The 11,831-nt window shown below is 42.6% G+C and carries 11 protein-coding genes; 2 read left to right on the top strand and 9 right to left on the bottom strand.

The window, feature by feature from the left end:
• Positions 1 to 46: 46 nt before the first annotated feature.
• The 4 genes from CRO17_RS07800 to CRO17_RS07785 all read right to left on the bottom strand — a co-directional run bounded on the left by CRO17_RS07800 (position 47) and on the right by CRO17_RS07785 (position 4,284).
• Positions 47 to 1,510, bottom strand: a complete 1,464-nt coding sequence (locus CRO17_RS07800) for a DUF4367 domain-containing protein (RefSeq protein WP_097040989.1) — start codon at positions 1,508 to 1,510, stop codon at positions 47 to 49.
• Positions 1,476 to 2,033: an RNA polymerase sigma factor gene (locus CRO17_RS07795; protein ID WP_097040987.1), complete on the bottom strand. Its 558-nt coding sequence runs from the start codon at positions 2,031 to 2,033 to the stop codon at positions 1,476 to 1,478. The genes CRO17_RS07800 and CRO17_RS07795 overlap by 35 nt, the downstream gene beginning before the upstream one ends.
• A gap of 496 nt (positions 2,034 to 2,529) precedes the next feature.
• Positions 2,530 to 3,288 carry an exodeoxyribonuclease III gene (locus tag CRO17_RS07790; protein WP_097040986.1) on the bottom strand — a complete coding sequence of 253 codons (759 nt, stop codon included), beginning with the start codon at positions 3,286 to 3,288 and terminating at the stop codon, positions 2,530 to 2,532.
• A 24-nt stretch (positions 3,289 to 3,312) separates the two neighbouring features.
• Positions 3,313 to 4,284 carry a quinone oxidoreductase family protein gene (locus tag CRO17_RS07785; protein WP_097040984.1) on the bottom strand — a complete coding sequence of 324 codons (972 nt, stop codon included), beginning with the start codon at positions 4,282 to 4,284 and terminating at the stop codon, positions 3,313 to 3,315.
• A gap of 121 nt (positions 4,285 to 4,405) precedes the next feature.
• On the opposite strand from CRO17_RS07785, the gene CRO17_RS07780 reads away from it, so the two are divergent.
• Positions 4,406 to 6,271, top strand: a complete 1,866-nt coding sequence (locus CRO17_RS07780) for a terpene cyclase/mutase family protein (protein ID WP_097040982.1) — start codon at positions 4,406 to 4,408, stop codon at positions 6,269 to 6,271.
• Here CRO17_RS07780 and CRO17_RS07775 read toward each other — a convergent pair.
• From CRO17_RS07775 to CRO17_RS07765, 4 genes are all read right to left on the bottom strand, one after another.
• Entirely contained in the window at positions 6,265 to 7,059 is a 795-nt protein-coding gene (locus CRO17_RS07775; RefSeq protein WP_097040980.1) for an SDR family oxidoreductase, read from the bottom strand. The genes CRO17_RS07780 and CRO17_RS07775 overlap by 7 nt on opposite strands.
• A gap of 12 nt (positions 7,060 to 7,071) precedes the next feature.
• The gene (locus CRO17_RS17860) at positions 7,072 to 7,200 is read right to left on the bottom strand and encodes a hypothetical protein (protein ID WP_281253808.1); all 129 of its coding nucleotides are present in this window, start codon (positions 7,198 to 7,200) and stop codon (positions 7,072 to 7,074) included.
• 68 nt (positions 7,201 to 7,268) lie between these two features.
• Positions 7,269 to 8,360: a glutamate 5-kinase gene (gene proB, locus CRO17_RS07770; RefSeq protein ID WP_097040979.1), complete on the bottom strand. Its 1,092-nt coding sequence runs from the start codon at positions 8,358 to 8,360 to the stop codon at positions 7,269 to 7,271.
• A 465-nt stretch (positions 8,361 to 8,825) separates the two neighbouring features.
• Positions 8,826 to 9,899, bottom strand: a complete 1,074-nt coding sequence (locus tag CRO17_RS07765; RefSeq protein ID WP_097040977.1) for a branched-chain amino acid aminotransferase — start codon at positions 9,897 to 9,899, stop codon at positions 8,826 to 8,828.
• Between the two features lie 213 nt (positions 9,900 to 10,112).
• On the opposite strand from CRO17_RS07765, the gene CRO17_RS07760 reads away from it, so the two are divergent.
• Positions 10,113 to 10,430 (top strand): hypothetical protein, encoded by a 318-nt coding sequence (locus CRO17_RS07760; protein ID WP_097040975.1) that lies wholly within the window; start codon positions 10,113 to 10,115, stop codon positions 10,428 to 10,430.
• A 26-nt stretch (positions 10,431 to 10,456) separates the two neighbouring features.
• Here CRO17_RS07760 and CRO17_RS07755 read toward each other — a convergent pair whose 3' ends face one another.
• Positions 10,457 to 11,752 carry a globin-coupled sensor protein gene (locus CRO17_RS07755; RefSeq protein ID WP_179636909.1) on the bottom strand — a complete coding sequence of 432 codons (1,296 nt, stop codon included), beginning with the start codon at positions 11,750 to 11,752 and terminating at the stop codon, positions 10,457 to 10,459.
• Between the last annotated feature and the right edge of the window lie 79 nt (positions 11,753 to 11,831).

The raw sequence follows: 11,831 nt of genomic DNA, 5'->3' as shown, positions 1-11,831 counted from the left end.
TTTATGGATTATTTATGTTTTCTAAATGTAAGTAGTTGTCTCTATACTATTGTCGAAGATCAATCCACCACCGAGTGTCAGCATTCAGATCTTCTGTTTCTCCAGAACTACTGTAATGAAAAGCATCAAGGAAAATGGAACCCAGTTTATCTTGATCTACAAAGTACCCTAAGTTTACTTTCTTCGTTTCTCCTGGTTGAAGCCTACCAATATTGTAGAAAGATTTACCGCTTCCGTGTGGTTCTAGGTAATCGACTTCGCCGGTCATAATACTATATTCTGCAAGTTCATCATCTCTAGCATAACTCCATCCACTTTTCTCCGATCTGAGCACTTGTACGGATGGATGCATGTATAATTCTTCGGTGGCCTGTTTACCAGTATTTATAACTGTTGTCGTTAAATAGACAAACTTTACATCTACGGATTCTGTATCTACTAGCTTGTCAATAGTAGCCTTACCATTCCCCAATTTATAAGTGCTTCGTTTGTATGGTACTAAATTCTTTTCTTGATCTATAGCATTGGAATCGTTTAGCACACCTAAGCCAAAGTCATTAAAGTTCGCTTGTTTAAAGCCTTTAATTGAATCAAAGACTTCTACCTTATTAATATTATATTCTAAGGTATCCCATTTAGTTATAGTTCTATCCCCGTCATTAACCAACTGTTCTATCGTTACTGGGATATCTTCACCTACATGGAATAGTCTATCACTGTCTTTTTTCAATGGTATAACCTCAAATTCTGGCTGGTCATCGATATCGTCATCATTCATTTGGACTTCCTCATAATCTATCGTAGGCGTTGCCTTTTCCTCTGATGTCTGCTCAAGTGAAATACCTTCCAACACTTCCATCATTAAATCTTCGGTTACGTCGGTTCCAATATAACTTTCTAACATGATTCCCTCATCTTCAAATAGGAGGTATACTCGTTTGTTAAACATTATGTTTTCATTTCCAGTATCCTTGTTTATGATTACTGCTTTCCTTCCATTTATCTCTTTTTCTTCGTAATTGGCTGCGAAAAGGGTCTGGAAATCTGATTTCTCTCCTAATCTCATAAGACTAAATGAAAATCCGCCCATTGCATAATTATCTGTAAATGAATATTTCATACCATCTGTATGACGGACTTCTTCCATATTATCTGGCAGATTAGCAACTTTCAACTTATACCAATTATCCTGTTTATCTTTGTCCTTATTTGTCACAGAAATATCAACTTCATAATTTTGTTTTTGAACAATCATATCATAAGCTTTAACAGCGCCAAAAGCAGTTGTCGGTATGCCAATCAATAGACAAGCAGCAATAATTAACATACGATTTTTTTTGCGCTTGACTTCTTTCTGTTCTCCTTTTGTTTTAATTTCCTCCATAAATAACTTCTTTTTGTGCTTGTAGGTGTCTGAGAATTCATGTCGTTCAGCTGATCTATCAAAATCGTCTAATGCAATTTTTTCAGCTAATTCATACATTCTTTTTGAATTCTGTGAATTCGTCAATTTGTAGACCTCCTATCACATTATGTATACGTTTTCGAGCGCGTTCGAATTGCTTGCGAACATTGGCCTCTGTTAACTCCATTTGCTTGGAAATGTCCTGATAAGATAGATTATAAAAAACTTTATATTTAAATACCTGTCTGCTAGACTCATTCAACACTGCTAACAATATATCAATTTGATTTTCAGTCATGAAGCGCTGTTCCCAGTCTTCAATATTTTCATCTATAGCTACTATTGATTCTCTTTGATATTCTTCTAAAAGAATGCCATGTTGTTTATTTTTTCTGTAACTGTCAATTGATTTGTTCTTCACAATTCTTAATATGTATCGTTTAATCTCTTGATTATCTAAGTTGTGCAGCTTTTCCAGATTGTTATAAAGCGTAATAAACGTCTCTTGAACAGCATCTTCAGCCTGCTGTATATTATTTAGAATTGAATAGGCTACAGAATAAATCTTTTGCTCGTATAACTCATATAACTCTTCTATCTTTTCATAATCTTGATTAATAACTTTCATATTATCCCCCTCTCACCATATATAACGAATGAGCCTAACAAATTGTGACATTTAATAAAAAGTTTTACGCTGTTACCCTAAATATTGTGTTATTTTCACCATTACATTGTGTATGACCGACTGATTTCCCTGCTAGTGATCAAGCTTGTTTCAAGTGAAAGGAAAAAATGTGCTTCCATAAAAAAAGACCAGAAAGGCTTTCCACTGGTCTGATTCTTCTTAAGTTAGCTTATAGATTTTTGACAGTGTTTGGTTCGGCTTGCTTGGTCAGATTGATATGGAGAGGATCTTTTGTAATGTACGTATCTATTATCACTAATAAAGATTCGGATAAGTAGATTTATCAATTCCTCATGTTGGTCAAGTTTCAGCAGTTTTTACTTCTTTCAAATTTCCACAACTACCTGCTCTAGTAGCCAACCACTATACATGGAAAATAAAAGAACGTAGAGAAAACACTGTTTCTCTACGTTTCGAACACATGTCCTAAACCGGTTCACTCTGTATCCAGTGACAAGTAAACCGGGCAATGGTCGCTTCCCAGCGTCTCTGCATGTATTTCTGCTTTGTTAATTCGGTTTTTCCATCTCTCCGACACGATAAAATAGTCAATCCGCCAGCCGATGTTTCTTTCTCTCACTTTGTTCATGTAGGACCACCAGCTGTAAGCCTCGGTACGTTCTGGGTACAGATAGCGAAAACTATCGACAAATCCAGTGTTAAGGAAGGTTGTCATTTTTTCACGCTCTTCTGTCGTAAACCCGGAGTTGCCGCGGTTTGTTTTGTAGTTCTTCAAATCAATCTCTTGATGCGCCACATTTAAATCGCCGCATAAGACGACTGGTTTGCGTGAATCCAGCTCCTGTACATAAGCGAGCATCCGATCTTCCCATTCCAGCCGTTCCGCGAGACGAGCTAAATCACGTTTGGAGTTTGGCGTATACACGGTTACTACAAAGTACTTTTCAAACTCCAGTGTGATGATTCTTCCTTCTGGTTCTATGACATCTTCTTCCAAACCGTACGTAACGTGAAGCGGCTTTTGTTTGGTAAAGACAGCCGTACCAGAGTAACCTTTCCGCTCGGCATAGTTCCAGTATTGATAGTAACCCGGCAAGTCCAGTTCAATTTGTCCTGCTTGCAGCTTTGTTTCCTGCAAGCAGAAGATGTCTGCGTCTTGTTCTTTAAAATAATACAGAAAACCTTTCTTCACGCATGCTCGAATGCCGTTCACGTTCCATGATACAAATTTCATTTCTGTATTCCCCCGTTGTTGTCTCTAATCTGTGATGTGCAGGATGATTTTGCCTGTATGTGTTCTGCTTTCCAACAGCTGATGTGCTTCTGCGGCATCTTCCAGCTTAAATTCTTTTATTCTCGGAAAGATAATAGCTTCTCTCTCAATTAAATTGATAACTTGATTTGAAATGGCTTGCAGTATTTCAGGTCGCTTTTGTCGTGTTGTTCCCAGACTGAAACCAAGCAGCGAACGGCAGCTGCTGTGAACATCTGATGTGGTCAGGCTCCCAGGGCCTCCGCTGGCATTCCCGTAATTTACTAATCTGCCATAAGGCGCCAGACAAGCTAAACTATCTTCTGTGATTTTTCCAGCAAGAGAATCGAAAATCAAATCTGCGCCAGCGTCTGCAGTTAATTCGTTCACGTAGTGAGGAAACTTGTCGTACGTAATCACGCAATCTGCGCCCATTTGTAAAGGAACGGCGGCTTTGTCCATGCTGCTAACAGTTCCGATCACCTTTCCAGCGCCAAATAACTTGGCAAGCTGAATTAAAGTCAGCCCGATACCTCCCGCCGCCGCATGAACGACAACCGTCTCCTCTTTCTCCAATCTGCCAATTCGCTGCAGCAGCATAAAAGATAAAAAGGAAGGAATCGGACTTGCTGCCGCAACAGCTGTGTCCACATGGTCGGCAATAGGAAAAGTGAGTTTCACGCTTGCAATTGCATATTCGGCATAAGCCCCGCCTTTGACAAACGCGATCACGCGCTGTCCTGGTCGAAACCCCTCAACTGCCGGTCCGGCTTTGTCTACTATCCCGACTGCATCTAACCCTAGAATACCAGGTTTTCCTTTCCCCTTTGTTCCTTTTCGTTTCTTTATATCTGCAAAATGCACGCTTGCTTTTAATACTTTTATTCGAACTTCCCCAGCTGCAGGTTCTGGCTGCATTGCTTGTCTGTATACCAGTACTTCCGGACCGCCTGTCGTTTCAGCTGCAATTGCACGCATCGCTCATTCTCCTTTGATATGAGATACGGAACCCTAAAGTCATAAATTACTTTTCTCCGCATATTTTATCATATTGCAGCATGTTTTCCGTCCCAAAACTCTTAGGAAAAGGAGCTGTACTATGAATACCGTTCAAATAAGTGATGTAAAAGCTACGATTGATAAGTATATAGAGAATCTGGAAGCCAAGCAGGAAAAAGATGGCGCTTGGCGGATGTGTTTTGAAGGAGCTATTTTGACAGATTGCTTTTATATGATGACTTTCACATCGTTTAATAAAGAATTGGAGACCGTGGAAAAACTGAAGGTGCGTTTGCTTCAAAAACAGCGCGAAGATGGCAGCTGGGCAAACTATCCGGGAGAGAGGTACGGTAACCTGTCTGCTACGGTTCTCGCCTTTGCGGCACTTCGTTTTTACGGTGTAGAAGCAAGCAGGCTGCGACAAGCAGAGCAATATATTAACCATAACGGCGGAATTAATAAAGCGCATTTTATGATTCGCTTCATGCTGGCTGTACATGGCATGATTCCCTGGCCTCCATTTTTAAAATTTCCGATGACTGCCTTGCTCGTACCAACAACATTTCCAATTAACTTCTTCCAGTTCAGTTCTTATGCCAGAATCCATTTTGTTCCGATGCTGCTTCTTTTAAATAAAAAGTTCAAACGCATCAGTAAGCACACTGTTTCACTCGAACACCTTTTGTATGAGGATGAATGGGATGAGCGAACAGATGATGGGTCGCCATGGCGGACGATAACAAATGAATGGAGCCGGCTTGCTCGGCTGCCAGCGCGTCTGCACCGAGCTGGTTACAAGTATGCTGAACAGTACATGCAGGAACGAACAGAATCAGATGGGACGCTTTACAGCTACGCAAGTGCCACCTTTTTCATGGTTTATGCGTATTTGGCGCTAGGATACGAAGAAAAGAATCCGCGAATACAGCAAGCGCTGGACGGCATACACGCACTCGTTAATGAAAATTGCAACGGTATCCATGTGGAGAACTCTACCTCTACTGTTTGGGATACCGCATTACTTAGCTACGCGCTGCAGCAAGCAGGTGTTTCCAGCCAAAGTACGGTGATTCGGTCTGCTGCACATTATTTACTGCAGCGGCAGCATAGTCAGAAAGCTGACTGGCAAATCCATGAGCCCAACGCGGAACCTGGAGGATGGGGATTTTCTGATATTAATACGAATCATCCAGATCACGATGATACTGCCGCTGCTCTCCGGGCGCTCACCAGATCTGCTCGAGATGATATGGATGTGAAGCGAGCATGGAAAAAAGGCTGCGATTATTTACTAGCCATGCAAAACAAAGATGGCGGCTGGGCAGCATTTGAAAAAGATACAGATTGGCGGCTGCTAACAAAGCTTCCGATTGAAAATGCGAGAGATGCAGCGATTGATCCGTCCACCGCAGACCTGACCGGTCGTGTACTGGAATTTCTCGGAACGTATGCCAGCCTGAAGCAAGATCACTATAGCATAAAAAAAGCAATAAAATGGCTGCAAAAGCATCAGGAATTGAATGGATCGTGGTATGGCAGGTGGGGTGTCTGCTATTTATATGGTACATGGGCTGCTCTTACCGGACTTTCAGCTGCCGGAGTGGAACCTGGCGCTCGATGCGTGAAACGTGCAGTCAATTGGCTGAAAGCTGTACAGCATGAGGATGGCGGCTGGGGAGAATCATGCCGCAGTGCAGAAGTAGGAACATTTGTAGATTTGCCAATTAGCACGATTGTCCAGACTGCCTGGGCAGTAGATGCCTTGGTTGCATGCGGAGAACACCAAAGCGAAGAGGTTCAGCAAGGAATTCACTTTCTGCTTACAGCAGAATCCCAGCAAGCCGCCGTCAACTATCCGACCGGGATCGGTTTGCCAGGTCAGTTTTATATCCGCTATGAAAGCTATTCGTACATTTACCCGCTGCTTGCTTTAAGTCATTATCATATTAAAATGAAGCATCAGTGAATGGCCTTTACCATACCGCCATCGACGACAAAAGCTTGGCCCGTTACATACGTATTCGCCGAGGAGACAAGAAAGGCAGCCATTTTTGCAAACTCCTCCGGCTTGCCGTATCGGCCGATCGGAATCGCTGCTTGGCTTTCTTTTTGGACTTCTGCCAAACGCTTACCTAGCTGATCTGCGGATTTTTGATCCAGCTGATCAACACGTTCGGTATGAATTTTCCCAGGTCCTAAGGTATTGATTAGAATATGATCGGGTGCCAATTCCTGCGACAGCGATTTTGCTAAACCGACGATGCCTGCTCGAAAGGTATTAGATAAAAGCAAGTTATCGATAGATTGCTTGATAGAGGAGGAGGCGATATTTAAAATATGGCCTCCTCCTCTTTCTTTCATAACCGGCACAACAGCACGAATGAAACGAACAAAACTAAGTAAATTCAGTTCAAAAGCTTGCTGCCAGTCTTGATCTTCAAAATCAGCCAATCTGCCAGCAGGCGGGCCGCCGGCATTATTAACCAGGATGTCGATGGAACCGGTATGCTGTTTCGCTGCTTCCACTGCACGTGTTATCGCCTGCGCATCTGTTACATCACAAACAGAATAAAAAACAAGACTGTTGCCAGAAGCTTTAATGATTTCCTCTTTGGCCTGCTTGAGCGTTTGTTCGTCCCTGCTCAAAATATGGACGATTGCACCTTCTTCTGCTAACTGCAGCGCTGTAGCCTTTCCTAAACCTTTACTTGCTGCAACAACTAATGCTGTTTTTCCTTTCATACCTAGATCCATCTTTACCCCTCCTTATTCTGCTAGTTTAGCAATCTTACTTCGTATCCAGCGTTTTGCTGTTTCTTCCGGTATTTCATATGTACCGCCTTCACGAAGCAGGCTGTTTTTATACATCGTCTGGACGAGCATCGTTACTTTCATTTGCTCTTCCCCCTTCCTATGGTCATTATACACCGAAGCCGCCCTAGCTGACAGGCTGGGCGGCTTGTTTAAAATAATACGATATAATTTCGGTGCACAACTGCTTTATGCCAAGTGGAAGCAGGGGCTTGATCTCTTCGCTCGAGCATCTCTCGTAAATCAGCTGAAGATATGTCGCTGATTCCACGGGCAATCAGTTGTTTATTTTCTGTCACAATATCCACAACTGCTGAAGGTGAAAAGGTTCCTTCTACTTCAGTAACGCCAATCGGCAGCAAACTCTTACCTTGCTCAAGCAGCGCTTGCACGGCCCCTGCATCAACAGTCAGAGCGCCTGTTGCTCTTGCATGATGCGAAAGCCACTGTTTGGTTTTCCGCTGTACTTCTGCCGCTTCATCGCCAATATACGTACCGGCTCCTTCACCTTGAGAAATTACCAGTAAGGTAGAAGTTTCGTTCGTTGTGCCAATAAAAACGGGAACACCTAATTCCAATGCTGTCTGCGCCGCCAGCACCTTCGAATACATACCGCCAGTACCTACTTTAGATCCTGATACTTGCTCGATGGAAGCTTGCATTTCTAAGGGAATTGATTTCAGTCGATTATATCTTTTTGCATCAGGATATGTGTTCGGATTCTTGTCGTAAATTCCGTCCACATCTGTAATTAGAATCAGCAAATCTGCTTTGACTAAACCGCTCACATAAGCAGAAAGCATATCATTATCTCCAAACGTCAATTCCCGAATAGAAATCGAATCATTTTCGTTGATAATTGGAATGATGTTTCGCTTCAGCAGTTCCTGCAAAGTATTGTAACTATTGTTATATTGATCCGCATTGGTAAACACATCTCGTGTTAAAAGCAGCTGGGCACACTTCATACCGTGCTTGGAGAACGCATCTGTATATGCCTGTACAAGCAGCCCTTGCCCAATAGCCGCAGCCGCCTGTTTCCCCTCAATTGTTACCGGCCTGGACGGATAGCCAAGCTGACGAAACCCTGCAGCCACCGCACCGGAAGAAACCAGAATCACTTCATAGCCTTCTTTTGCAAGCATCGCAATCTGTTCCGTATGCCGGCGAATCTTTTGTTCACTCATTCCGCCGCCCGCTTCTGACAGCATGCTGCTGCCTATTTTCACAATTATCCTTTTCATCTCATTCACCTTTTCATCTCGCAAATCAAATCATTTTATTAACGATTATATAGCAAAATCCGCTAGTCTCCTAGCCTGCTATCAAAAAACTTCTTGAAGCTTTTGTTTGGTAGCATAGTTTTGGATAGTGGCAGCTCATCCATTTGGTTATGCGGCTCAAACTCATATGTTTTACCGTGTGATTTTCGTTTCCTTTTGGTCATCCACATATAAAGTGATGCCTCTGAGCATGAGTAGTACTGAAAGGTAAACAAACAGGCAGCAGCAACACGATGAAGGCAGATGATTTTTCAGCTGGGGTGAACCCATTGCACGTTAATATATTCATATTCTAGGTATTATAGAGATTTAAATGCACTGTCTTTCCTCAAACGAAGTAGAAAACCCCACAGCTTCGAGAGCTCTGAGGTTTCTGATTCGAACTTTTAGTTACTTCGCCTTCTGCAGTTGGAGATCACTATGCCGCTATTTTACTTCAACTGTCCAGCCAAATGTATCTTCCAGTTCGCCTTTTTGAATGCCTGTGATTGTATCATAAATACGCTTGGCAACTTCTCCAGTTACGCCGTTGTTAATTTCGTATGTTTCTCCCCCGTAGGACAGTTTGCCGACAGGTGAGATAATGGCTGCTGTTCCTGTGCCGAATACTTCTTCTAGCCTGCCTTCCTTCTGGGCTTGCACAACTTCAGCAATCGCTATGCGGCGCTCCGTAACTGGATAGCCCCAATGGTTCAACAGGTGCAGCACACTATCACGCGTGACACCTTGCAAAATGCTTCCGTTAAGCTGCGGTGTAACAATTTCGCCATCGATTTTGAAGAAGACATTCATGCTACCGACTTCCTCTACATATTTCTTCTCCAAACCATCCAGCCATAAAACTTGCGAAAATCCAGATGCTGCAGCGACTTCTTGCGCTTTTAGGCTTGCAGCATAGTTTCCGCCAGTTTTGGCGTCGCCTGTGCCGCCTTTGACTGCACGTACATAGTCATTTTCTACTGCGATGCTTACTGGGTTAATTCCTTCCTTATAGTAAGCGCCCACAGGAGACAAAATGATGATGAACTTGTAGCTGACTGATGCAGCTACTCCAAGGAACGGCTCCGTCGAAATAATGAAAGGACGAATGTAAAGCGAAGTTCCTTCTGCAGTCGGAATCCATTCCTTCTCGACCGAAATAAGCTGTCGCAATGCTTCTAAAGCCAAATCTTCGTCTAGTCTCGGAATACACAATCTGTCATTTGAACGATTAAGACGTTCAAAGTTTTTGTCAGGACGGAAAAGCAATACTTTTCCTTTCTCTGTAACATAGGCTTTCAAGCCTTCAAATACCGTCTGGCCGTAATGGAAGCACATCGCGGCTGGGTCCAGCTCAAGCGGTGCATACGGTACAATCTGCGGGTCATGCCAGCCAGTCTCAGCTGAATAATCCATTGTAAACATGTGATCCGTGAACACCTTCCCGAATTCTAGTGTACTCGCTTCCGGTTTCTGTTTGAGGTTTTCGCTGCGTGTAAAAGCAAAAGTTTGTTGTTTCAAAGCTAGGACTCCCTGTCATTTTAAATTTTTCTTTCTTTTATTCTCCTAAATTGTGCCTAATAATAGAATATTGCGACAACAATATCTTATCAAAGAATTATATAGGAGATAGCGCATAGTTTCAACCTAAAATTTTAACAAAGTTTCCGACTGTATGTTACGATAGACGCATATTAGGGTAAAGCTACATAGAGAAATAAAGGAGGCACGTTTATGGAAATGAGTACAATCATGTGGATTGTGTGCGGTGTTATCGTAATCGGGTCAGTGGCACTCGCGGCTGTTATGATCGCAAAAGCTGTAAAATCCATGTTATCGACGAAAAAAGAAATCAACCAAATTATGGCACCAATGCAAGCGGATATGCAGACAATAAAGCAGGAACAGACTGTTTTACAGCAGCATCAAAAAGAAATCCAAAGCAATGTGCAATCCATGACGGAAGGTTCGAAGACAATCATCACATCCGTCAAACAAGCGCCATCCATACTAAAAAAACAATTTAAAGAAACACAGCTGCAAAACAAATAGCCAGCAGTCATTGACTGCTGGTTTTTTTATGCTTCTGTCAATTCATTCAACTGACGCAATATATGCTCGGCCTGCTGCATAGCTTTTTTCACGTCCATTAATTCATGTGAAAATTGCTGGATGCTTTGTTCTGTTCGTGAGCTAACAATCTCATTATCCTGGGAATGGCTCATAATTGTTTCAAATTGAGCTGTAACATCCCCTAGCTGTTCCGTGCCGCTATTGATCAAATCCTCCGCTGTGCCCATGAACTGGTTCACATTGCGTATTTGTTCATGTGTTTCTTGAATGAGTCCCGTAACATCCGAAACAGATGCTTTCGTTTCTTCTGCTAATTTACGAACTTCACTCGCCACGACAGCAAATCCTTTTCCTTGTTCTCCCGCCCGAGCAGATTCGATGGATGCATTAAGCGAAAGCAAGTTTGTTTGTTCCGCAATTCCTTCCACCAAACCTACAATGCTTCCAATTTTCGCAGCTGCTTCTTCCAGCGTCGCAAGTTCTGCTTGGACTGCACTCATCTGCGCAGCGATATGCTGCATACGTTCTTGCTGGGAGATAAGCCCTGCCTGTCCCTCTTCTGAGTGGGTGACAACTTCCTTCGCGGTCTGCTTCGTCTCCACGCTTTGCTCTGTCAGCGATTCAGAAGAAGAAACCAATCCCTCTACAGCTCGATTCACCTGTGTAAAAATACTGGTGAGCGTTTCGGACGTATGCTGAATACTCCCATGCAGCTGATCCTGATTTGCAATATGTTCAATATGTACCCGCTCATGTTCCGTGTTGTATGCATCCAGCACAATTTGCTGCTCAATGTTGAATATCTTCGTTGTCGCTAACACTGCTCTTCGATACGCTGGAAAATCCATTTGCTCATTTTCAAAGATGTGCAGCATTTGCTGCAGCAAATCTTGAAATGCCCCCATATACCACTTAGGCTCTAGTCCGATTTTGGCATGAATCAAAGCAATTCGCTTACGTTTTTCAATATATTCCTGATCTACCCGGCCATTGAACATTTCCTGGATGTGCTGTTTTAATGTACCTTTCAGCCGCTCGACTGTACTATTGTTTTCAATAATATGCAGCAAGTTATCTTGATTCATAATGTTTTGATAAAAACTGTTTACAATCCTGTCTATCTCTTGGCAAATGACAGGCTCTAATTGAGTTAGAATACGAAGGTCTTCCTCTGTCAGATGTATCATATCCAGTTGTTTTTTTAGTTCGCCATCCATTTTTAGCACTATTTCTGCTCTTTGTGTATCTGCGGTGTTCAGCCCTGTTCCTGCTTTTCTCTCTTTTTTGCGTTTCGTAAACATATGTATCCTCCTCATTGATCCCCCATTACTTGTATATCGGCATATTACCAGCTATCTGAAGGGCTTCTGTCAAAATACT

This window comes from Terribacillus aidingensis (assembly GCF_900215625.1).
Lineage (GTDB): Bacteria > Bacillota > Bacilli > Bacillales > Amphibacillaceae > Terribacillus > Terribacillus aidingensis.
Note: the sequence above shows the minus strand (reverse complement) of the source record. Positions and strands in the feature narration are given on the sequence as shown.